Here is a 22,845-nt window from a genome sequence, read left to right on the forward strand (position 1 = left end):
CCCTGGTAGGGCTATGACTGAGACCTCCCCGCGCCCCCTCCGCGTCCTCGCCGCCATGTCCGGCGGCGTGGACTCCGCCGTTGCCGCCGCCCGCGCCGCCGAGGCGGGCCACGACGTGACCGGGGTGCACCTGGCGCTCTCCGCCAATCCGCAGTCCTTCCGCACCGGCGCCCGCGGCTGCTGCACCATCGAGGACTCCCGCGACGCCCGCCGCGCCGCCGACGTGATCGGCATCCCCTTCTACGTGTGGGACCTGGCGGAGCGTTTCCGCGAGGACGTCGTGGAGGACTTCATCGCCGAGTACGAGGCGGGCCGCACGCCCAATCCGTGCCTCCGCTGCAACGAGAAGATCAAGTTCGCGGCGCTCCTCGACAAGGCGCTCGCGCTGGGCTTCGACGCGGTCTGCACGGGCCACTACGCCAAGGTCGTCACCCTCCCCGACGGCACCCGCGAGCTCCACCGCGCCTCCGACATGGCCAAGGACCAGTCCTACGTCCTCGGCGTGCTCGACGAGCGCCAGCTCGCGCACGCCATGTTCCCGCTGGGCGACACGGTCACCACCAAGGACGAGATCCGCGCCGAGGCCGAGCGGCGGGGCCTCGCCGTGGCCAAGAAGCCCGACAGCCACGACATCTGCTTCATCGCCGACGGCGACACCCAGGGCTTCCTCGCCTCGCGGCTCGGCAAGGCCGAGGGCGACATCGTGGACGAGGACGGCAACCGGCTCGGCGGCCACGACGGCGCCTACGGCTTCACCATCGGCCAGCGCAAGGGCCTGCGCATCGGCCACCCGGCGCCCGACGGCAAGCCCCGGTACGTCCTCGACATCTCCCCGGTGAACAACACCGTCACCGTCGGCCCCGCCGAGGCCCTGGACGTCACCGCCCTCACGGCGATCAAGCCCCGCTGGTGCGGCCGCGCCCCCGAGGGCCCCGGCACGTACACGGCGCAGCTGCGCGCCCACGGCGGCGAGACGGAGGTGACGGCCGTGCTGGAGGGCGACGAGCTGAAGGTCGCCTTCACCGAGCCCGTACGCGGGGTCGCGCCGGGCCAGGCGATCGTCCTGTACGACGGCACACGCGTGGTCGGCTCGGCCACCATCGCCGCCACCACCCGCCGCACCGCCGCCCCCGCCACGGCCTGACGTCCGGGGCCCGGGGAGCCGCCCCGGTGCCCGCGCCCGCCGCCCCCGCCACGGCCCGACGTCCGGGGCGCCCCCGCCCGCCGCCCCGGTCGTCCGCCGCGCGCCACGCCTGGCCCCGGCCGTCCGCCGCGCGCCCTCACTCCGTGTGGAAGCCGGCCACGGCCGGCGCCAGCACATGGGGGGCCACCACATGGGTCTGGCCGGTCAGGGTGGCGTGCCGGCCGTACGGCAGGGCCCGCGCGACCGCCCGCGCCGCGTCCCGCAGCCACTGCGGGCTCGCCCCTCCGTCCAGCACCAGCACCCGCCGGCGCACCCGCGCCAGGCGGTGGACCGGCACCCCGTCATGGGCGTCCTCGTCCGCGCCGTACGGCGGCTCGTACACCGAGACGCGCCCCATCGGCACCCCCGCCGCCGCGGCCTCCAGCACGAGCGCGCCGCCCGACGACAGGCCGTGCACCCCGGCGCCCGCGCCCGCCACCGCGAGGACCGCCGCCAGGTCCTCGACCTCCCGCCGCGGGTCGTACGCGGCCGCCTCGCACCCGCTGCCGCCCCGGCCGCGCCGGTCGTAGGTGTACGTCGTGAACCGCTCGGCGAGCAGCCCGGCCAGCCGCCACGCGCCCACCCCCGTCGACAGCGCCCCGCCGACCAGCACGAGCGGCGGCCCCCCGCCCCGCCGCTCGTACGCGATCGGCGTGCCGTCGGCCGACGTCACCCACCCCGGAACGGGCGCAGCGGGAGCCGCCGCCCTCGTCATCAGATCGTCCATGCAGGGGCAGACCGGCGGGCCGCCGCCAACTCATCGCCGCCGGGGAGAATTTCCTTGCCGAAGCCCTCCGCGAAGGACCGCCGTCAGCTCTCGCCCTCGTCGTAGAAGCAGAAGTGCCCCTGGATGGCGGCGACTTCGGGCTTCGGATCGGGGTACGCCCACACCGCGTCCGGGCGGCCCGGCAGGGACCAGTACGACGCCGTGCCCTTGAACGGGCAGTACGTGCGCTTCCGCGAGGGCTCCAGCAGGTCCGCGCGCACGTCCTCGGCCGGTATGTACAGCCGCAGGGGGCAGCCCGTCTCGCGCAGGGCCAGGGCGCGGGTGGTCGACGCGACCCGCACGCCGTCCCGGACGACGCGCACCGGCCCGTCGGCCGGCTCGATGGTGATGCGGTGCCCCGAAGTGGTCATACCGGGGCAACGCCCGGCCGCCCGGCACGGTTCCCGGACGCGGCCGCCGCGTACCGTTGCCCCATGAACATCTGCGTCTTCCTCTCCGCCGCCGACCTCGACGACCGCTACACCGGCCCCGCGCGCGAGTTCGCCGGACTCCTGGCGAAGGGCGGGCACACGCTCGTGTGGGGCGGCTCGGACTCCGGCCTGATGAAGGTCGTGGCGGACGCGGCGCAGCAGGCGGGCGGCCGGCTCGTCGGCGTGTCGGTGGAGTTCCTCGCCCACAAGGCGCGCCCCGGCTGCGACGAGATGATCGTGACCAGGGGCCTGGCGGAGCGCAAGGCGCAGCTGCTGGCCCGGTCCGACGCGATCGTCGTCATGGTGGGCGGCACCGGCACCCTGGACGAGGCGACCGAGATCCTGGAGCTGAAGAAGCACGGCCTGCACGGCAAGCCGGTCGTCCTGCTCAACACGGCCGGCTTCTACGACGGGCTGAAGCAGCAGTTCCGCCGGATGGAGGAGGAGGGCTTCCTGCCGCTGCCCCTCACCGAGCTGGTGTTCTTCGCCGAGGACGGCGTCTCCGCGCTCGCCTACCTGGAAGAGGCCGCCGGGATCCGCTGACGGCGCGGGTGCGAGCATGGCCCCCATGACCACACACCTGATCACCGGCGCCGGCTCCGGCATCGGCGCGGCCGTCGCCCGCCGCCTCCACGCGCGCGGGGACGACCTGATCCTGCTGGCCCGCGACGCCGGCCGGGCCAAGGAACTGGCCGGTCTGTACCCGGGCGCCCGCACCCTCGTCGGGGACCTCGCCGCCCCGGACCGGCTGTCGTGGGCCTTCTCCCACCAGGAACTGCCCGACCGGCTCGACACGCTGCTGCACATCGCCGGCGTCGTGGACCTCGGACCCGTCGGCGAGCTGACCACCAAGGCGTGGCGCACCCAGCTCGACGTCAACCTGGTCGCCCCCGCCGAGCTGACCCGGCTGCTCCTGCCGCAGCTGCGGGTCTCCCAGGGGCACGTCGTGTTCGTCAACTCCGGTGCCGGGCTGCGCGCCAACCCCGAGTGGTCCGCGTACGCCGCGTCCAAGCACGGTCTGAAGGCCCTCGCCGACGCGCTGCGCGCGGAGGAGCACGGCCACGGCGTCCGCGTCACGTCCGTCTACCCCGGCCGCACGGCCAGCCCCATGCAGGCCAAGGTCCACCAGCAGGAGGGCAGGGAGTACGACCCGTCCGGGCTCATGGACCCCGAGTCGGTCGCCACGACCGTCCTGACGGCCATCGACCTGCCGCGCGACGCGGAGATCCAGGACCTCACCGTCCGGCCGGGCCGGTAGCCGCCTGCGCGTACCCTTCCCGGGTGAGCGAGAACAACCACAGCGACGACATCAACTGGGGCCCGGCTACGGGGGTCGGGTCGATGCCGGGCGGCGACGCCCGTGAGGCCGCCAGGACCGTGACCGGGTCCTTCGAGGACTTCGTCCACCTGCCCGAACTGCCCGCCCGCGGCCCCGGCGCCGACATGATCGGCCGGACGCTGGGGCTGCTGGTCGAGGTCTACGCGCATGTCGAGCCCAGCGGCTGGCGGGTCAGCGACCGGCCCGGCAGGGACACCCGCCGGGCCCGCTCGTGGATGGGCGAGGACCTCGACGCGCTGGAGGAGTTCACCCAGGGGTACACCGGCTTGCTGAAGGTCCAGGCGGTCGGCCCCTGGACGCTCGCCGCCGCGCTGGAGCTGCGGGGCGGCGAGGCGGCCCTCGGCGACCCCGGGGCCTGCCGCGACCTGGCCGCGTCGCTCGCCGAGGGGCTGCGCGGCCACCTCGCGGAGGTGCGCCGCCGGGTCCCGGGCGCCCGGGTGGTGCTCCAGCTCGACGAGCCCTCCCTCACCGCGGTCCTGCGCGGTCAGGTCAGGACCGCCAGCGGCTACCGCACCTACCGGGCCGTGGACCGGCAGGTCGCGGAGAGCGCGCTGCGGGACGTGATGGGCGTCCACGACGGGCCCGCCGTCGTGCACTCGTGCGCCCCCGACGTGCCGTTCGCGCTGCTGCGCCGGGCCGGCGCCGCGGCCATCTCGTTCGATTTCGGACTTCTCACGGAGCGTGACGAGGAGGCGATCGGTGAGGCCGTCGAGGGCGGCACGAAGCTGTTCGCGGGCGTCGTGCCCTCCACTGACCGCGCGTTGTCAGACCCTGCCGGTAGCGTCATGGGTGTCAGGACGCTGTGGCGCAGGCTGGGGCTGAATCCGGGGACTCTCGCCGAGTCGTTGGTGATCACTCCGACGTGCGGGCTGGCGGGTGCTTCGCCCGACTATGCCCGCCGCGCGCTGGCGCACTGTGTCAAGGCGGCGAAGTCCCTCGCGGACAACCCTGAGTAACGGGAGGATCGACGTGGCTGTCGAACAGCATGACCAGCGCGACGCGGTACCGGCGGAGGTGCGGGAGGAGCACGCCCGGCTGGCCGAAGAGGTCGAGGAGCACCGCTTCCGGTACTACGTGAAGGACCAGCCGGTCATCAGCGACGCCGAGTTCGACCGGCTGCTGCGGTCCCTGGAGGAGCTGGAGGAGCGGTACGCGGAGCTGCGTACGCCCGAGTCGCCCACGCAGAAGGTCGCCGGGACGTACGAGACGGAGTTCACGGCCGTCCAGCACCGTGAGCGCATGCTGTCCCTGGACAACGTCTTCGACGACGAGGGCCTCGCCGCCTGGGCGGAGCGCGTCGGCCGGGACGTCGGCTCGGCGGAGCACCACTTCCTGTGCGAGCTGAAGGTCGACGGCCTCGCCGTGAACCTCACGTACGAGAAGGGCCGCCTCACGCGCGCGGCGACCCGCGGCGACGGCCGCACCGGCGAGGACATCACGCCGAACGTCCGCACGATCTCCGACATCCCGGAGCGCCTGAAGGGCGACCGCGTCCCGGACCTGGTGGAGATCCGCGGCGAGGTCTACTTCCCGATGGAGAAGTTCGAGGAGCTGAACGCCCGTCTGGTCGCCGCCGGGGACAAGCCCTTCGCCAACCCGCGCAACGCCGCGGCCGGTTCGCTCCGCCAGAAGGACCCCCGCGTCACGGCCACGCGCCCGCTGCACATGGTGGTGCACGGCATCGGCGCCCTGGAGGGCCTGAGCCTGGACCGGCTGTCGCAGGCGTACGACCTGCTCCACGAGTGGGGCCTGCCCACGGCCCGGCACAACCGCGTGGTGGACGGCATCGACGGCGTCCGGGAGTTCATCGCGTACTTCGGCGAGAACCGCCACTCGGTGGAGCACGAGATCGACGGCGTCGTCGTCAAGCTGGACGAGATCCGCCTCCAGGGCCGCCTCGGCTCCACCTCCCGCGCCCCGCGCTGGGCGATCGCGTACAAGTACGCCCCCGAGGAGGTCAACACCAAGCTGGTCGACATCCGCGTCGGCGTCGGCCGCACGGGCCGCGTCACGCCGTACGCGCAGGTGGAGCCGGTGACGGTCGCCGGCTCGGAGGTCGAGTTCGCCACCCTGCACAACCAGGACGTGGTGCGCGCCAAGGGCGTCCTGATCGGCGACACGGTCGTGCTGCGCAAGGCCGGCGACGTCATCCCGGAGATCCTGGGGCCCGTGGTGGACCTGCGGGACGGCAGCGAGCGGGAGTTCGTCATGCCGGCCGAGTGCCCCGAGTGCGGGACGCCCCTGAAGCCCATGAAGGAGGGCGACGTCGACCTGCGCTGCCCGAACGCCCGTACGTGCCCCGCCCAGCTGCGGGAACGGCTGTTCTACCTGGCGGGGCGCCGCTGCTTCGACATCGAGAACTTCGGCTACGTCGCCGCGGCGGCGCTCACCCGCCCGCTGGAGCCCGCCGAGCCGCCGATCGCGGACGAGGGCGACCTGTTCGACCTGACGATCGAGAAGCTGCTGCCCATCAAGGCGTACGTCCTGGACCAGGACAGCGGGCTGCCCAAGCGGGACCCGAAGACCGGCGAGGAGAAGGTCGTCACCGTCTTCGCCAACCAGCAGGGCGAGCCGAAGAAGAACGCCCTGGCGATGCTCGCCAACATCGAGGAGGCCAAGACGCGCCCCCTCGCACGGGTCATCACGGCCCTGTCGATCCGCCACGTCGGCCCCGTCGCCGCCGAGGCGCTGGCCCGCGAGTTCCGCTCCATCGACCGCGTCGAACAGGCCACCGAGGAGGAGCTGGCGGCCGTCGAGGGCGTCGGCCCGACCATCGCCGCCTCCCTGAAGCAGTGGTTCTCGGAGGACTGGCACCGCGAGATCCTGCGCAAGTGGCGCGCCGCGGGCGTCCGCATGGAGGAGGAGAGCACCGGCGAGGACGAGGGCCCCCGCCCGCTCGAAGGGCTCACCGTCGTCGTCACCGGCACGCTCCAGAACCACACGCGGGACGGCGCGAAGGAGGCCCTCCAGCGGGCGGGCGCCAAGGTCACCGGTTCCGTTTCCAAGAAGACGGCGTTCGTGGTGGTGGGGGAGAACCCGGGCTCCAAGTACGACAAGGCGGTCCAGCTGAAGGTTCCGGTTCTGGACGAGGCCGGCTTCGCCGTCCTGCTGGAGCAGGGCCCCGACGCCGCCCGCGAAGTGGCCGTCCCGGTCGAACAGTAGACGGACGAGCGCATGGAACAGGCCGGAAAACGTCACCCGTTCAGCGCATATCAGACGGATAAGGGTGGCCGGGTCGCATTCGGGCAAGAGCTGTAGAGCGCTGCCCGTCAACGCCCTCCGCGGCCTACTGTTGTGACGTGCGCCTGTCGTGCGCGGCCGCGTTGGAAGTCCAGTCGTGGTGGCACGACAACAGGCCATCACCAGGCAGAGGCAACGGCACCGCCGGCTGTGAGAGGGACGGAATGAAACCGACCGAGAGTGCCGACCCGGTCGCACGACCGCGTACGCGAGCGGGGTACACGGCGGCCTGCGAGCAGTTCCTCGCCAGACTGCCCGCCGTCGTCGTGACCCTCGCGGCGATCGCGCTCGCCACCGGCTTCTACCGCGCCGTCGACGGCGGACACGCCCTCTTCCCCGGTGGGACGACCGGCTGGTCCCTCGCCGTCCTCACCGGCATCGTCGTGGGCCACCTCGTGGCCCTCGGCCGCGACCGCTGGTGGGGCGGCACGGGCTCCGGCGCCGCCCTCACCCTCGCCGTGCTCCTGCTGTACGGCTGGGTGCCCGCCGGGCTGGTCAGCCTCGCCGTCGTCGTCCTCGTCGGCGCCGCCCGCCGCCACCGCTGGCGGCAGGGCCTGCTGCACGGCGCCGCCGACGTCCTCGGCATCGGCGCCGCCGCGCTCGTCCTCGCCGCCTTCGGCGACGTGCCGTCCGTCGAACGGCCCTGGCAGCCCCTCGAATGGGGGATCGCCGCCGTACCGGAAGTCGCCCTCGCGGCCGGGACGTACCTGGTGGTGACCCGGCTCGTCCTGTGGTACACGCTCGCCCCGCAGGGCGGCGGGCTACCCACCGCCGCCCGCACCGCCCTGCTGCGCCAGGGGCTCGTCGCCGTCGCGCTGCTCGGCATCGCCCCGCTCATCTGCGTCGTCGCCGTCTCCCTCCCGGTCCTGCTCCCGCTGTTCGCCGTGCCTTTAATCGCCCTCGACTCCACCCTCTGGATCGCGCGGGCCCGCGCCGAGGAGCAGCTGCGCGACCCGCTCACCGGCCTCCCCAACCGCCAGTGGCTGCTCGAACGCACCTGGACCGCCCTGGAGGCCGCCGAGGCGGACAACCGCCGCGCCGCCCTCGTACTGATCGACCTCGACCGCTTCCGCTCCGTCAACGACACCCTCGGCCATCTCGCCGGCGACCGGCTGCTCCTCCAGATCGCCGAACGGCTCCGCCTCGCCCTGCCGCGCGGCGCCGAGGCCGCCCGGCTCGGCGGCGACGAGTTCGCCGTGCTGCTCCCGGCCACCGACTCCACCACCAGCGCCCAGCGCGTCGCCCGCCACCTCGCCGCCGACCTGTCGTCGCCGCTCGACCTCGACGGGCTCACGCTCGTCCTGGAGGCCAGCGCGGGCGTCGCCGTCTTCCCCGACCACGCCCTGGACGCCGAAGGGCTCCTCCAGCGCGCCGACGTCGCCATGTACCAGGCGAAGCGGGACCGCACGGGCGTGGAGGTGTACGAGTCCAAGCGCGACTCCAACACCCCCGACCGGCTCGGCCTCCTCGGCGACCTGCGCCGCGCCCTCGACGCCGGCGAGGTGGAGCTGCACTACCAGCCCAAGGTCCGCTTCGACGGCCATGTCGCCGGCCTGGAGGCGCTGGTCCGCTGGGTCCACCCGGAGCGCGGCCGCGTCCCCCCGGACGAGTTCATCGCCATCGCCGAGTCGTCCGGCCTGATGCCGCACCTCACCGAGTACGTCCTGGAGACGGCGCTCGGCCAGGTCGCCCGCTGGCGCGCCCAGGGCCTGGAGGTGCCCGTCGCGGTGAACGTCTCGCCGCGCGACGTCCACAGCCCCGGCTTCGCGGGAGCCGTCGCGGCCCGCCTCGCCCGGCACGGCGTGCCCGCCGGTGCCCTCCAGCTGGAGATCACCGAGCATGTCCTGCTGGAGGACCCGCAGCGCGCCGCCGACACCCTCGCCGGGCTGACCGGCCACGGCGTGAAGATGTCCCTGGACGACTTCGGCACCGGCTACTCGTCCCTCGTCCACCTGCGCCGCCTCCCCGTCAGCGAACTGAAGATCGACCGTTCGTTCGTCGCCCGTCTCGCCGTCGACACGGAGGACGCGGAGATCGTCCGCTGCACCGTCGACCTCGCCCACTCGCTGGGCCTCCTCGTCGTCGCCGAGGGCGTCGAGGACGACGAGACCTGGGAGCGCCTGCGCGACCTGGGCTGCGACGCCGTCCAGGGCTGGCTGGTCGCCGCGGCGATGCCGCCGCACGAGACGACGGCCTGGCTCCGCGCCCGCGGCGTGCACGGCTGGCAGCGCCCCGCGGCGGCGCTCCCGCAGCCCCCGCCGGCCCCGCCCGTCCCGTCCGACCACTCCCCGGACCACCCCTCCGGCCACCCGTCCAGCCACCCCGTCACCTAGACCCGACGGCCCCTCCGGGCGCCGGCCGCCCCGGGCCGGACCGCCCCCTGCGGCCGCCCGGTCGCACGGAGAGGTACGGACGGAGGGGCAAACCGTTTCACGGGCATCGCGGCACGACCCATAGGATTGGGCCAAAACCCAATCACTCACCCCTGAGGATCGCTGCATGCCTGGCATCACGCGCGAGGAGGTCGCCCACCTCGCACGGCTGGCGCGTCTGGAGCTGAAGGACGAAGAGGTCGACCACTTCGCCGCCCAGCTCGACGACATCATCGGCGCGGTCGCCCGCGTCTCCGAGGTCGCCGACCAAGACGTTCCGCCGACCTCCCACCCGCTGCCGCTGACCAACGTCATGCGCGCGGACGAGGTCCGTCCGTCGCTCACCCCCGAGCAGGCGCTCTCCGGGGCCCCGGCCCAGGAGAAGCAGCGTTTCAAGGTGCCGCAGATCCTCGGGGAGGACTGACCGACATGACGGACAGCACCATCATCAAGCTCACCGCCGCCGAGATCGCGGCGAAGATCGCCTCCGGCGAGCTCACCGCCGTCGAGGTCACCGAGGCGCACCTCGCCCGCATCGAGGCGGTGGACGAGAAGGTCCACGCCTTCCTGCACGTCGACCGCGAGGGCGCCCTCGCGCAGGCCCGCGCCGTGGACGAGAAGCGCGAGCGCGGCGAGGAACTGGGCCCGCTCGCCGGCGTCCCGCTCGCCCTGAAGGACATCTTCACCACGCGCGACATGCCGACCACCGTCGGCTCGAAGATGCTCGAAGGCTGGATCCCGCCGTACGACGCGACGCTCGTCGCCAGGCTGCGCGCCGCCGACGTGGTCATCCTCGGCAAGACCAACATGGACGAGTTCGCCATGGGGTCCTCCACCGAGAACAGCGCCTACGGCCCCACCGGCAACCCGTGGGACCTCACCCGCATCCCCGGCGGCTCCGGCGGCGGCTCCTCGGCCGCCCTCGCGTCGTACGAGGCCCCGCTCGCCATCGGCACGGACACCGGCGGCTCCATCCGCCAGCCCGCCGCCGTCACCGGCACGGTCGGCGTCAAGCCGACGTACGGCGCGGTCTCCCGCTACGGCATGGTCGCCTTCTCGTCCTCCCTCGACCAGGGCGGCCCCTGCGCGCGCACCGTCCTCGACGCGGCCCTCCTCCACGAGGTCATCGCCGGGCACGACCCGATGGACTCCACGTCCATCGACGCGCCCGTCCCGCCGGTCGTCGAGGCCGCGCGCAACGGCAGCGTCCAGGGCATGCGCGTCGGCGTCGTCAAGCAGTTCCGCGGCGAGGGCTACCAGGCCGGCGTCGTGCAGCGGTTCGACGAGTCCGTCGAGCTGCTGAAGGAGCTGGGCGCCGAGATCGTCGAGCTGGACTGCCCCTCCTTCGACCTGGCGCTCTCCGCGTACTACCTGATCGCGCCCTCCGAGTGCTCCTCCAACCTCGCCCGCTTCGACGGCCTGCGCTACGGCCTGCGGACCGGCGACGACGGCACGCGCTCGGCGGAGGAGGTCACCTCGCTGACCCGCGAGGCCGGCTTCGGCGACGAGGTCAAGCGCCGCATCATGCTCGGCACGTACGCGCTCAGCTCCGGCTACTACGACGCGTACTACGGCTCCGCGCAGAAGGTCCGCACGCTCATCACGCGCGACTTCGAGAAGGCCTTCGAGCAGGTCGACGTGATCGTCTCCCCGACGACCCCGACCACCGCCTTCCCGATCGGCGAGCGCGCCGACGACCCGATGGCGATGTACCTGGCCGACCTGTGCACCATCCCGACCAACCTGGCGGGCAACGCCGCCATGTCGCTGCCCTGCGGCCTGGCGCCGGAGGACAACCTGCCGGTCGGACTGCAGATCATCGCTCCCGCCCTGAAGGACGACCGCCTCTACAAGGTGGGCGCCGCGGTCGAGGCCGCCTTCGTGGCACGCTGGGGCCACCCGCTGCTGGAGGAGGCTCCCTCGCTGTGAGCGACGCACGCGTGGCCTCCGGGCCGCAGACGACGACGAAAGCCGCACCTCTGCGCCGCGTGGGCGGAGAAGCGAACGGAGGAGCGCTGTGAGCGACGCACGCGTGGCCTCCGGGCCGCAGACGACGACGAAAGCCGCACCTCTGCGCCGCGTGGGCGGAGAAGCGAACGGAGGAGCACTGTGAGCGACGCACGCGTGGCCTCCGGGCCGCAGACGACGACGAAAGCCGCACCTCTGCGCCGCGTGGGCGGAGAAGCGAACGGAGGAGCACAGTGAACGCACTGACCAAGGCCAAGGGCTTCAAGAAGTCGAGGGCGGGCACCTACCTGTCGATCGGCACCACCGCGTTCGGCGTGCTCAGCGTGGTCAAGCAGGCCCGCAAGGCCCGCACCGAGAGCGACACGCTGCTGCTGCTGGACGCCGCCGTGTCCGCCGCCGCCATCGCGACCGGACTCGCCATCCTGGTGCGCGAGCTGAAGCGCGTCGGTGACGACGACGTCCTGTTCGGCTGAGAGGGATTGTTTTCACCGTGACCGTCACGACTGACCTGGTGTCGTACGAGGACGCCCTCGCCACCTTCGAGCCCGTCATGGGCCTGGAGGTGCACGTCGAACTCGGCACCAAGACCAAGATGTTCTGCGGCTGCTCCACGGAGCTGGGCGCCGAACCGAACACCCAGACCTGCCCGGTCTGCCTCGGCATGCCCGGCGCCCTGCCCGTCGTCAACGCGACGGGCGTGGAGTCCGCGATCAAGATCGGCCTCGCGCTGAACTGCGAGATCGCCGAGTGGTGCCGCTTCGCCCGGAAGAACTACTTCTATCCGGACATGCCGAAGAACTTCCAGACCTCCCAGTACGACGAGCCGATCGCCTTCAACGGCTACCTGGACGTCCAGCTGGAGGACGGCGAGGTCTTCCGCGTGGAGATCGAGCGCGCCCACATGGAGGAGGACACGGGCAAGTCGACGCACGTCGGCGGCGCCACCGGCCGTATCCACGGCGCGTCCCACTCGCTGCTGGACTACAACCGCGCCGGCATCCCGCTGATCGAGATCGTCACCAAGCCGATCGTCGGCGCCGGCGACCGCGCCCCCGAGGTCGCCAAGGCGTACGTCGCCGAGCTGCGCGCCCTCATCCGCGCCCTCGGTGTCTCCGAGGCCCGCATGGAGATGGGCCAGATGCGCTGCGACGTCAACCTGTCGCTGCGTCCCATCGGCACGGAGAAGTTCGGCACCCGCAGCGAGACCAAGAACGTCAACTCGCTCCGGTCCGTCGAGCGGGCCGTCCGCTACGAGGTCCGCCGGCACGCCGCGGTGCTCATCGGCGGTGGCACGATCGTCCAGGAGACCCGCCACTTCCACGAGGACGACGGTTCCACGACGTCCGGCCGGGTCAAGGAGGAGGCGGAGGACTACCGCTACTTCCCCGAGCCGGACCTCGTGCCCGTCGCGCCGAGCCGCGAGTGGGTCGAGGAGATCCGCGCCGGGCTGCCCGAGCTGCCGCGCGTGCGCCGCAACCGGCTGCGCGAGGAGTGGGGCGTCTCCGCTCTGGACATGCAGGCCATCCTCAACGCCGGCGCGCTCGACCTGATCGTCGCCACGATCGACGCGGGCGCCCCGGCCGACCAGGCCCGCAAGTGGTGGATGGGCGAGCTGTCCCGGCACGCCAACGAGACCGGCACGTCCCTGGAGGGGCTGGCCATCACCCCGGCGCAGGTCGCCCGGGTGACGGAGCTGGTGACCTCCGGCGACCTCAACGACAAGCTGGCCCGCCAGGTCATCGAGGGCGTCCTCGCGGGCGAGGGCGACCCGGACACCGTCGTCGACAAGCGCGGCCTCAAGGTCGTCTCCGACGAGGGAGCGCTGGGCGCCGCCGTGGACGAGGCCATCGCGGCCAACGCGGCCATCGCCGACAAGATCCGCGGCGGCAAGGTCGCCGCGGCGGGCGCGCTGGTCGGCGCGGTCATGAAGGCGACGCGCGGCCAGGCCGACGCGGCCCGGGTCCGGGAGCTGATCCTGGAGAAGCTGGGCGTCAGCGAGGGCTGAGTCACGCCCCACCCGCCGTACGAGGGCGGCGCACCGAGACCGGTGCGCCGCCCTTGGCGTTCCCGCGCCCCGGCACAGCGCCTCACGCGCCGGCGCCCCGCCGCGCCCCGCGTCCTGATGGCGCCGCCCGCCCGTCACTGCCGCCGCCGTGTACTCCAGGTGCTGTGACTAAACCCACGAAACGGGCAAACGATCTCTTTTCGCTGCGAGAGTTGTTCCCCATGCGGTCATGTGTCCTCCGGGAGGTTCCCGGTACCGGACCAGGACCCCCCGGATCTGGGAGCGAAGCCCTTGGCAGCGATCGCCCGGTGGTGCGTGCGCCACCGACTCGTCACCGTACTGCTGTGGCTCGCCGCGCTCTGCGGAGTCACGGTGGCCGCCGGGGTCGCCGGTTCCGCGTACTCGAACGACTACGAGGTCCCCGGCACCGAGTCCGGCCGCGCCACGGCGGTGCTCCAGGAGGCGTTCCCCGGCCGGGGCGGCGACAGCGGCACCATCGTCTGGCACAGCGAGCACGGCGACGTACGGGGCGCCGCCGTCGAGCAGCGGGTCACCGCCATGCTCGACCGGGTCGAGGACCTCCCCGGGGTCGCGGCGGTCACCCCGCCGTCCGGCCCCGCGCAGATCAGCGACGACGGCCGCACCGGCTACGCCACCGTCACCTTCGACCGGCTCGCCGACGACATCCCCGAGGCGCAGGCGCGGGCCCTCGTGGACACCGCGCGCGCCGCATCGGGCGACGGCCTCCAGGTGGAGGTCGGCGGCACCGTCGCCGCCGTCCCCCAGGGCGGCGGCTCCCACACGGCGGAGATCGTCGGCGTCGCCGTCGCGGCGGTCGTCCTCTTCCTCGCCTTCGGCTCCCTCGCGGCGAGCGTCCTGCCCATCGCCACGGCCCTCGTCGGGGTCGGCACCGCCTACTCCGGCATAGCACTGCTCGGCCATGTCATGACCGTCGCCGACTTCGCGCCGATGCTCGGCCTGCTCATCGGCCTCGGCGTCGGCATCGACTACGCGCTGTTCATCGTCACCCGCCACCGCAAGGGCCTCAAACGCGGTCTGGACGTCGCCGAGGCCGCGCGCAACGCCGTCGCCACGACCGGCCGCGCCGTCGTCTTCGCGGGCGCCACCGTCTGCATCGCCCTGCTCGGCATGCTCATCCTGCGGCTGAGCTTCCTCAACGGCGTCGCCGTCGCCGCCTCGCTCACCGTCGTGCTCACCGTCGCCGCGTCGGTCACGCTGCTGCCCGCGCTGCTGTCCCTCATCGGCATGCGGGCCCTGTCCCGCCGCGAGCGCCGCCGCCTCGCCGAGCACGGCCCCGAGCCGGAGCTGCCCACCGGGTTCGCCGCCCGCTGGTCCGCGTTCGTGGAGCGGCACCCCAAGAAGCTGGGCGCCGTCGCCGCCGTCGTGATGCTGGTCCTCGCCCTGCCGACGCTCTCGCTGCGCCTGGGCACGTCCGACCAGGGCAACGACCCCGCCACGGCCACCACCCGCCAGGCGTACGACCTGCTCGCCGACGGCTTCGGCCCTGGCGTCAACGGCCCGCTGACCCTCGTCGCCGAACTCGGCGGCGCGGGCGACCGGCTCGCCGTGGAGCGGCTGCCCGCCCAGCTCGCCGGCACGCCGGGCGTCGAGTCGGTCGGCCCCGTCACTTACAGCGGGGGCGGCGGGACCGCCGTCGTCACCGTCGTACCGGACTCCGCGCCCCAGTCGCAGCGGACCAGCGAACTGGTCGAGCGGCTGCGCGCCGATGTGCTGCCCGCCGCGGAGAGCGGCAGCTCCCTCGACGTCCACGTGGGCGGCATCACCGCCGCGTACGACGACTTCGCCCAGGTCATCGTCGGCAAGCTGCCGCTGTTCGTCGGCGTCGTCATCGCGCTCGGCTGCCTGCTGCTCCTGCTGGCGTTCCGGTCCATCGGCATCCCGTTGAAGGCGGCCGCGATGAACGTCGCCGCCGTCGCCTCGGCGTTCGGGATCGTCGTGGCGGTCTTCCAGTGGGGCTGGGGCAGCGAACTGCTCGGCCTGGGCCGCGCCGGGCCCATCGAACCGTTCCTGCCGGTGATCGCCGTCTCCGTGCTGTTCGGCCTGTCCATGGACTACCAGGTGTTCCTGGTGAGCCGGATGTACGAGGAGTGGCTGGAGACCGGTGACAACCGGCGCGCGGTCCGGGTCGGCCTCGCCGAGACCAGCCGCGTGATCAACTCGGCCGCCGTCATCATGATCGCCGTGTTCCTGGCGTTCGTCCTCTCCGGGGACCGCGTCATCGCCATGTTCGGCATCGGACTGGCCGCCGCCGTCGCGCTGGACGCGTTCGTCCTGCGCACCCTGCTCGTCCCCGCCCTGATGCACCTGCTCGGCGGCGCCAACTGGTGGCTGCCGCGCTCCCTGGACCGCTGGCTGCCGCGCATCAGCATCGAGGCCCCGGAGTGCCGCGGACCCGGCCGCACGGAGTTCCCCGGGCAGCGCGCGAGCGGCGAGGGCGAGCTCGTACCGTAGCCCCGCGGCGGGGGAGCACCGTGACGGTCCTGCCGCGGGCGGGTAAGCCCGTGCGGCCGGCCGGCCCGCCGCGTAAGGCCCTCGGGGGCGGGGCGTAAGGCGTCTCCCGCCGTGGGGATGCGGCACTTACCCGATGTGCGGGCACCCCCTGCTGGAGGAGAGTCGGAGCAGCCCGGAAGGACCGGGTCCCGACCCTCCAGGGAGACCGCGATGTTCCCGTACGACGCCCTCGCCGCCCACCACGCCGCCCGCCACGCCGAACTGGTCCGGCAGGCCGACGCCGAACGCCTCGCCCGCCGCGCACGCGCCGCGCGGCGCACGGGCCGCCCCGCGCGCGGCTCCGACGGCGACGCGCCCGGACGGCGGGTGGGCGGTGAACGGCGCCGGTTCGCCCGCGCCGCCTGAGACGGCCGCCCCCGATGGCGTACACCTGTGCGATCCTCGGCGGCGTGGAGATCACGTCGCTCAGCCCCGTGTTCGTCGGCCGGACCGCCGAACTGACCGCGCTCACCGACGCCCTGACCCGCGCCGCCGAGGGCGAGCCCCGCGCGCTGCTCGTCGCGGGCGAGGCGGGCGTCGGCAAGACGCGCCTCGTCGAGGAGTTCCTCGGCGAGGCGCGCCGGCGCGGTGCCGCCGTCGCCGTCGGGGGCTGCGTCGAGATCGGCGCCGACGGGCTGCCCTTCGCCCCGTTCGCCACCGCCCTGCGGGCCCTGCGCCGCGCCCTGCCCGACGCGTTCGCCGCCGCGGCCGAGGGGCAGGAGGGCGAACTGGCCCGCCTCCTGCCCGAGCTGGGCGATCCGCACGGCCACCACGAGCCGCACGCCGACGACGGCACCGCCCGCCTCTTCGAGCTGGCCGTACGCCTCCTGGAACGCGTCGCCGCCGACCACACCGTCGTCCTCGTGCTGGAGGACCTGCACTGGGCGGACACCTCCACCCGGCACCTCCTCGCCTACCTCCTGCGCACCCTCGCAGGCGGGCGCCTCGTCGTCCTCGCCACCTACCGCTCCGACGACATCCACCGCCGCCACGCCCTGCGCCCCCTGCTGGCCGAGATCGACCGGCTGCGCACCGTGCGCCGCGTCGAACTGCCCCGCTTCACCCGCGCGGAGGTCCACCGCCAGCTCACCGGCATCCTCGCGGCCGAACCGGACCCCGCGCTGGTGGACGAGATCTTCCGCCGCTCCGACGGCAACGCCTTCTTCGTGGAGGAACTCGTCGTCAGCCACGAGCAGGGCTGCTCCCCGGGCGGCCTCAGCGACTCCCTGCGCGACCTGCTCCTCGTCCGCGTCGAACGGCTCCCCGATGACGCCCAGAACGTCGTGAGGACCGTCGCCGAGGGCGGCTCCACCGTCGAGTACGCGCTGCTCGCCGCCGTCGCCGGACTCCCCGAGGACGACCTCATCGCCGCCCTGCGGGCCGCCGTCGGCGCGAACATCCTCCTCGCCGTGCCCGACGGCGACGGCTACCGCTTCCGCCACTCGCTGGTCCGCGAGGCCGTCAGCGACGACCTGCTGCCCGGCGAACGCTCCCGCATCAACCGCCGCTACGCGCAGGCCCTGGAGGCCGACCCCTCCCTCGTACGGGCCGACGAGCGCACCACCCGCCTCGCCGGCTACTGGTACCACGCGCACGACGCCGCGAAGGCGCTCCCCGTCGTGCTGCGGGCCGCCGCCGAGGCCCGCCGCCGCCACGCCCACGCCGAACGGCTGCGGCTGCTGGAGCGGGCCATGGAGCTGTGGGACGACGTGCCCCGCGACGTACGGGACACGGTGCGCCCCATCGACCACGCCGAGGCGTATCCGGCGTGCGGCTGCGACCCGGACACGACCCCGCTGCGCTATCTGGACCTCCTCGCCGAGGCCGCCGTGGCCGCCCGCCAGTGCGGCGACCGGGAGCGGGCGCTGACCATCGTCAAACGGGCGCTGCGGCTCCTGGCGGACGGCGACGACCCGCTGCGGGCCGCCTGGTTCTGGACCGAGCGGTCCCGGCTCGTCACCAATCTGGGGCGCGGCGACGGCTGGGCGGAGCTGGCCACCGCGCAGGAACTGGTGCGGGGCCTGCCGCCGTCGGCCGTGCACGCCCAGGTCCTCGCCGTCGCCGCCGGCTGGGGCATGCTGCACGCGCCCGGCCCCGACAGCCTCACCGCCGCCGAGCGGGCCGTCGAGTACGCGCGCCTCGTCGGCGTCGAACCGGTCGAGCTGAACGCCCGGCTCACCCTCGGCAGCCTCATGGTCGACGCGGGCGACGTCGAGGGCGGCCTCGCCGAGATGCGCGCCGTGCGCGAACGGACCGTGGAGCTGCGCCTGATCGGGGAGGCGGGCCGCGCGCACACCAACCTGTCGTCCACCCTGGAATCCGTCGGCAGGTCCCGCGAGGCCGTCGAGGTCGCCGAGGCCGGGATCGCCTACACGCGCGAGCACGGCCTGCTGGACAACGAGGCGTGGGTGCTGGGCAACCTCGCCGAGGCGCAGCTGTCGCTCGGCCTGTGGGAGGAGGCCGAGCGGGGCGCGCAGCGGCTGCTGCGCCTCGCCGCCGCCTCGTCCAAGCCGCGCGGTTTCGCCCTGCTGCGCCTCGCCCAGCTGCACATCCTGCGCGGCGAGACCGACGCGGCGGCCGCGCACACGGCACGCGCCCGCGAACTGCTCGGCGCCCACGCGCCGATGCCGCAGTTCACGCTGCCGCTGACCCGCCTGGAGCTGACGGTCGCCGCGGCGCGCGGCCGGACCGGGGAGGTACGGGAACTGCTGGCCGGGGCGGTGGCCGACGGCTTCCCGGCGGGCACGCACCGGTACGCCTGGCCGCTGCTGCTGGCGGCGGCCACCGCGGAGGCCGACGCCCGGCCAGCCGACCCGAGGGGAGTCGTGGGCGACGCGGAAGCGGAACGGGCCGTGCGGACGGTGCGGGACGGGGCCCGGACGCTCGCCGCGCCGGTCCCGCTGTGGGAGGCGTACGCGGAGTTCGTCGCGGCGGAGCTGGCCCGCGCCGAGGGCCGGGACGACCCGGACCGGTGGGCGGCGCTGGTGGCCGCCCTGGAGCGGCTCCAGCGGCCCTACGAGCTGGCCCGCGCCCGGTACCGGCTGGCGGACGCCCTGCTGGCGGGCGGCCGGGACCGGGACGAGGCGGCGGAGGCGCTGCGGGAGGCCCGCGCGGTGGCCGTCCGGCTGGGCGCGCGCGCCTTGCGGGAGGACGCGGAACTGCTGGCGGCCCGCGCCCGGTTGTCGCTCGACCCGGGCGAGCCCGCCGCGCCGCCCGCGCCCGGGCCCGCCTTCGGGCTGACCGGCCGGGAGCGGGACGTGCTGCGGCTGGTCGCGCGGGGGCGTACGAACCGGGCCATCGCCGAGGAGCTGTTCATCTCCCCGAAGACGGCGAGCGTCCACGTGTCGCGCATCCTGGCGAAGCTGGGCGCCTCCAGCCGTACGGAGGCGGCCGCCCTGGCGCACCGGCTCCGGCTGCTCGACGCCCCGCAGGAGGCCCGCTGACGGCCGGCTACCCCACCTCCAGCAGCAGGATGCGGTCGTCACCCGCCTCCGGGGTGCCGCGCGTGTCCGTCTCGCTGGTGACCAGCCACAGCCGGTCGCCGCCGGCCGCGACGACGGTGCGCAGCCGGCCGTACTCGCCCTCCAGGAACGCCTGCGGCGCCGACGACGGCTTGTCGCCCGCCAGCGGCACCCGCCACAGCCGCTCGCCGCGCAGCGCGGCCATCCACACCGAGCCGCGCACGACGGCGATGCCGCTCGGCGACGCGTCCGCCACCGGCCACTGCGCGACCGGCTCGGTGAACCCGGCGCCGCCGCCCCTGCCCTCCGCCTCCGGCCAGCCGTAGTTGCCGTCCGGCTCGATCAGGTTGAGCTCGTCCCAGGTGTTCTGCCCGAACTCGGCCGCCCACAGCCGCTTGCGCGCGTCCCACGCGAGGCCCTGCACATTGCGGTGCCCGTACGAGTAGACGACCGAGTCCGCGGCGGGGTTGCCGTGCACGGGCTGCCCGTCCGGGGTCATCCGAAGGATCTTGCCGCCCAGCGACGCCTTGTCCTGAGCCAGGCCCGTGTCGCCCGTGTCGCCGGTGCCCGCGTACAGCATCCCGTCGGGCCCGAACGCGATGCGCCCGCCGTTGTGGACGACGCCCTTGGGGATGCCCCGCAGGACCGTGTCCGGCGCGCCGAGCTGCTGCCCGGCGGGCCGGCTCTCGTCGTACAGCATGCGGGCGATGCGGTTGTCGGACTCGGTGGTGAAGTACGCGTAGACGAGGTGGTCCTCGGCGAACGCCGGGGACAGGGCGATGCCCAGCAGCCCGCCCTCGCCGCCGGGCGCCACACCCGGCACCTCGCCCAGCACGGTCAGTTCGCCGGTCTCCGCGTCCACGCGCGTGAGGGTGCCCTCGTCGCGGGAGGAGACCAGCAGGTCGCCGCCGGGCAGCGGGGCCAGCCCCCAGGGCGACTTGAGGCCCTGCGCGACCGTCGACACGACCCGCACGGAGCCCTTCGCGGGCGGGGCGGACGGGGACGGGGACGGCGAGGGCGCGGCCGACGCCGGGGCGGACGCGGCGGAGCGGGCCGGCGTGCCCGTCGCGGGGCCCGCGGGGCCGTTCCCCCCGGCCGCCGAACACCCGGTCGCCAGCAGCAGAGCGGCAGCGGCCGACACGGCCGTCACAGCGGGACGTCGCACGTTCTTCGTTCCTTCCCCGGCGGCGAAGTGGAGCCCGTCCGGTCCAGCCTAGGGCTTGCACCCCACCCGTACGGCCCCGTCACCCGCGCCTCGCGCCGCCGTAGGCCCCCGGCCGCCGCCGTACGTCCCGTGGGCCCGTGCCCGCGCAGGGCCCGGCCGCCGCGGTACGTCCCCGTGGGCCGCGCCGTACAGGCCGCAGGCCCGCGTCCGGGGCCGGGCCCTCGCCGCCCCCTCAGTCCCAGGAGCCGCGCGCGGGCGGCAGGGCGGCGATCTCCGCCAGGTCCCGCGCCGTGAGCGCCAGCCCGGCCGCCCGCGCGTTCTCCACCGCCCAGCACTCCCGCTTCGTCCCCGGCACGGGCACCACGTGCCGGCCCTGCGCCAGCGTCCAGGCCAGCGCCACCTGCGCCGGGGTCACCCCGGCCGCCGCGCCCCCGTGCCGTTCGGCCACCCGCCGCAACCCGGCGACCAGTGGCTGGTTCGCGGCCATCATCTCGGCGGTGAAGCGCGGGTGCCGGGCCCGCGGGTCGTCCGGCTCGAAGCCGCCGCCCGGCGTCAGCGTGCCCGTCAGGAAGCCGTTGCCGAGCGGCATCGCGGCGAGGAACCCCACCCCGCGCGCCGCGCACCACGGCAGCAGCCGCTCCAGGGCCTCCGGCGACCACACGGACAGCTCGGCCTGCACCGCGCTCACCGGGAACACCTGCTGCACCCGCTCCAGCTGACGAATCGTTCCGTCGTACAAGTCGTACGAACCGGTGCGCCGCGCGCCCCGCACGCCGATGGCGCACCACCCCAGCGCGCGCACCTTCCCGGCGGTCACGAGCTCCGCCATCGCGCCCCAGGTCTCCTCGACCGGCACCTCAGGGTCGGCCCGGTGCAGCTGGTACAGGTCGATCACATCGGTCTGGAGCCGCCGCAGCGAGGCGTCGCACGCCCGGCGCACATACGAGGGCCGCCCGTTGGCCACGATGTGCCCGTCGCCCACCAGCAGCCCGCACTTGGTCGACACGAACGCGTCCGCGCGCCGCTCCTTGAGCACCCGGCCCAGCAGCAGCTCGTTGGTGAACGGCCCGTACATGTCGGCGGTGTCGAGGAGGCTCACCCCCGCGTCGAGCGCGGCGTGCACGGTGCGCAGCGAGCGGTCGCCGCGCTGCTGCGAGGTGCTGTACGCCCAGCTCATCGGCATGCAGCCGAGGCCGACCGCCCCCACATCGAGCCCGGTGGCCCCGAGTGTCCTGCGCTCCAACTCCCCGTACCTCCCTGTGCAGCCCACCAAAACTAACCAATGGCGAGCCGTTTCCTTCGCTTAGCCTCCTGGCATGACTGCTGCTGACGTGACCGCCGATGTGTGGCTGCCCATCCCCGCCGACGAGATCGACGGCCTGCCCGACCCGGCGGCGACCGGACTCGCCTACCGCCTCTGGGACGGCCTCACCGACTTCCCCGCCGACCCGGCCCGCTGCGCCTTCTACGTCGTCCCGTACATGAAGGGCATGGAGATCGCGGTGCGCCCGCTCGCCGCGATGTCCTCCCTGGAGGTCGTCCAGACCCTCTCCGCGGGCGTCGACCACGTCACTCCCGGCCTTCCCGACGTGCGCCCCGGGGTGGCGCTGTGCAACGCGCGGGGCGTCCACGAGGCCAGCACGGCGGAGATGACCCTCGCGCTGGTGCTGGCGTCGCTGCGGGACATCCCCGGATTCGTGCGCGGCCAGGACCGCGAGGAGTGGCGGGCCGGCTTCTATCCGGCGCTCGCCGACAAGTCGGTGCTGATCGTCGGGTACGGCTCCATCGGCGCGGCGATCGAGGACCGGCTCGCGCCCTTCGAGTGCGCGCGGGTCGTGCGCGTCGCGCGCTCCGCCCGCACCACCGGGCGCGGTCCCGTGCACGCGTTCACCGATCTGCGCGAACTCCTGCCCGAGGCGGACGTGGTGATCCTGTCGACCCCGCTCACCGAGGACACCCGCCACCTCGCCGACGCCGGGTTCCTGGCCCGCATGAAGGACGGCGCCCTGCTCGTCAACGTGGCCCGCGGCCCCGTCGTGGACACCAAGGCCCTGCTCGCGGAGGTCGAGAGCGGCCGCATCACCGCCGCCCTGGACGTCACCGACCCCGAGCCGCTGCCCGCCGGGCACCCCCTGTGGCATGCGCCGGGCGTGCTGATCAGCCCCCATGTCGGCGGCTCCACCTCGGCGTTCATGCCCCGAGCCAAGCGGCTGATCGCCGAGCAGGTCACCCGGTTCGCCGCCGGGGAACCACTGCGCAACGTCGTGCTGACGACCGGCTAGATCCAGCCGTTTCCGCGGGTCCCGCGCACCGTGCCCGGGGCCCGCTGTCCGCGGCACGTTCCCCGGGCTTTCGCCCCGATGGTATGTACCGCCGCGCTTTG

18 protein-coding genes are annotated in these 22,845 nt (G+C 74.2%); 14 read left to right on the forward strand and 4 right to left on the reverse strand.

The genetic code is table 11. The features are described 5' to 3' along the window. The first annotated feature begins 13 nt into the window (after positions 1 to 13). Positions 14 to 1,144 (forward strand): tRNA 2-thiouridine(34) synthase MnmA, encoded by a 1,131-nt coding sequence (gene mnmA, locus ACSUPT_RS21255; protein WP_351966789.1) that lies wholly within the window; start codon positions 14 to 16, stop codon positions 1,142 to 1,144. A gap of 136 nt (positions 1,145 to 1,280) precedes the next feature. Here the strand turns inward: mnmA and ACSUPT_RS21260 are convergent, their stop codons facing one another. Both ACSUPT_RS21260 and ACSUPT_RS21265 read right to left on the reverse strand, forming a co-directional pair. Beyond that, positions 1,281 to 1,898, reverse strand: coding sequence for an alpha/beta fold hydrolase (locus ACSUPT_RS21260; protein WP_404149384.1), 618 nt, complete (start codon positions 1,896 to 1,898; stop codon positions 1,281 to 1,283). A gap of 95 nt (positions 1,899 to 1,993) precedes the next feature. After that, positions 1,994 to 2,320, reverse strand: coding sequence for a DUF427 domain-containing protein (locus ACSUPT_RS21265; RefSeq protein ID WP_404149387.1), 327 nt, complete (start codon positions 2,318 to 2,320; stop codon positions 1,994 to 1,996). A 63-nt stretch (positions 2,321 to 2,383) separates the two neighbouring features. Here ACSUPT_RS21265 and ACSUPT_RS21270 point away from each other — a divergent pair, with 63 nt between their 5' ends. The 12 genes from ACSUPT_RS21270 to ACSUPT_RS21325 all read left to right on the forward strand — a co-directional run bounded on the left by ACSUPT_RS21270 (position 2,384) and on the right by ACSUPT_RS21325 (position 19,279). After that, entirely contained in the window at positions 2,384 to 2,923 is a 540-nt protein-coding gene (locus tag ACSUPT_RS21270; RefSeq protein ID WP_436945283.1) for a TIGR00730 family Rossman fold protein, read from the forward strand. 25 nt (positions 2,924 to 2,948) lie between these two features. Beyond that, complete coding sequence (locus tag ACSUPT_RS21275) at positions 2,949 to 3,638, forward strand: SDR family oxidoreductase (RefSeq protein WP_351966785.1); 690 nt, start codon at positions 2,949 to 2,951, stop codon at positions 3,636 to 3,638. Between the two features lie 23 nt (positions 3,639 to 3,661). After that, a complete protein-coding gene (locus ACSUPT_RS21280; RefSeq protein ID WP_436945285.1) occupies positions 3,662 to 4,675 on the forward strand; it encodes a methionine synthase in 1,014 nt (337 codons plus the stop codon). Positions 4,676 to 4,688: 13 nt separating this feature from the next. Continuing rightward, positions 4,689 to 6,881 carry an NAD-dependent DNA ligase LigA gene (gene ligA, locus ACSUPT_RS21285; protein WP_361658603.1) on the forward strand — a complete coding sequence of 731 codons (2,193 nt, stop codon included), beginning with the start codon at positions 4,689 to 4,691 and terminating at the stop codon, positions 6,879 to 6,881. A 242-nt stretch (positions 6,882 to 7,123) separates the two neighbouring features. Then, on the forward strand, positions 7,124 to 9,292 hold the full coding sequence (locus ACSUPT_RS21290; RefSeq protein ID WP_351966782.1) for a putative bifunctional diguanylate cyclase/phosphodiesterase: 2,169 nt from the start codon (positions 7,124 to 7,126) through the stop codon (positions 9,290 to 9,292). 166 nt (positions 9,293 to 9,458) lie between these two features. Next, on the forward strand, positions 9,459 to 9,755 hold the full coding sequence (gene gatC, locus ACSUPT_RS21295; RefSeq protein WP_351966781.1) for an Asp-tRNA(Asn)/Glu-tRNA(Gln) amidotransferase subunit GatC: 297 nt from the start codon (positions 9,459 to 9,461) through the stop codon (positions 9,753 to 9,755). Positions 9,756 to 9,760: 5 nt separating this feature from the next. After that, positions 9,761 to 11,260 carry an Asp-tRNA(Asn)/Glu-tRNA(Gln) amidotransferase subunit GatA gene (gatA, locus tag ACSUPT_RS21300; RefSeq protein ID WP_399219845.1) on the forward strand — a complete coding sequence of 500 codons (1,500 nt, stop codon included), beginning with the start codon at positions 9,761 to 9,763 and terminating at the stop codon, positions 11,258 to 11,260. Positions 11,261 to 11,532: 272 nt separating this feature from the next. Continuing rightward, on the forward strand, positions 11,533 to 11,772 hold the full coding sequence (locus tag ACSUPT_RS21305; RefSeq protein WP_351966780.1) for a hypothetical protein: 240 nt from the start codon (positions 11,533 to 11,535) through the stop codon (positions 11,770 to 11,772). Positions 11,773 to 11,789: 17 nt separating this feature from the next. Then, positions 11,790 to 13,304: an Asp-tRNA(Asn)/Glu-tRNA(Gln) amidotransferase subunit GatB gene (gatB, locus tag ACSUPT_RS21310; RefSeq protein ID WP_351966779.1), complete on the forward strand. Its 1,515-nt coding sequence runs from the start codon at positions 11,790 to 11,792 to the stop codon at positions 13,302 to 13,304. Positions 13,305 to 13,595: 291 nt separating this feature from the next. Next, a complete protein-coding gene (locus tag ACSUPT_RS21315) occupies positions 13,596 to 15,797 on the forward strand; it encodes an MMPL family transporter (protein ID WP_351966778.1) in 2,202 nt (733 codons plus the stop codon). Between the two features lie 210 nt (positions 15,798 to 16,007). Next, positions 16,008 to 16,202: a hypothetical protein gene (locus ACSUPT_RS21320; protein WP_351966777.1), complete on the forward strand. Its 195-nt coding sequence runs from the start codon at positions 16,008 to 16,010 to the stop codon at positions 16,200 to 16,202. 14 nt (positions 16,203 to 16,216) lie between these two features. Next, positions 16,217 to 19,279, forward strand: coding sequence for a helix-turn-helix transcriptional regulator (locus tag ACSUPT_RS21325; RefSeq protein WP_436945290.1), 3,063 nt, complete (start codon positions 16,217 to 16,219; stop codon positions 19,277 to 19,279). A gap of 7 nt (positions 19,280 to 19,286) precedes the next feature. Here ACSUPT_RS21325 and ACSUPT_RS21330 read toward each other — a convergent pair whose 3' ends face one another. Both ACSUPT_RS21330 and ACSUPT_RS21335 read right to left on the reverse strand, forming a co-directional pair. After that, a complete protein-coding gene (locus ACSUPT_RS21330) occupies positions 19,287 to 20,447 on the reverse strand; it encodes a PQQ-dependent sugar dehydrogenase (RefSeq protein ID WP_365727056.1) in 1,161 nt (386 codons plus the stop codon). A 247-nt stretch (positions 20,448 to 20,694) separates the two neighbouring features. Continuing rightward, positions 20,695 to 21,705, reverse strand: a complete 1,011-nt coding sequence (locus tag ACSUPT_RS21335) for an aldo/keto reductase (protein WP_351966775.1) — start codon at positions 21,703 to 21,705, stop codon at positions 20,695 to 20,697. Between the two features lie 73 nt (positions 21,706 to 21,778). On the opposite strand from ACSUPT_RS21335, the gene ACSUPT_RS21340 reads away from it, so the two are divergent. Beyond that, the gene (locus ACSUPT_RS21340; protein ID WP_351966774.1) at positions 21,779 to 22,744 is read left to right on the forward strand and encodes a 2-hydroxyacid dehydrogenase; all 966 of its coding nucleotides are present in this window, start codon (positions 21,779 to 21,781) and stop codon (positions 22,742 to 22,744) included. The last annotated feature ends 101 nt before the right edge of the window (positions 22,745 to 22,845 follow it).

The organism is Streptomyces sp. SudanB25_2051 (assembly GCF_964272635.1).
In the GTDB taxonomy this organism is placed as follows: domain Bacteria; phylum Actinomycetota; class Actinomycetes; order Streptomycetales; family Streptomycetaceae; genus Streptomyces.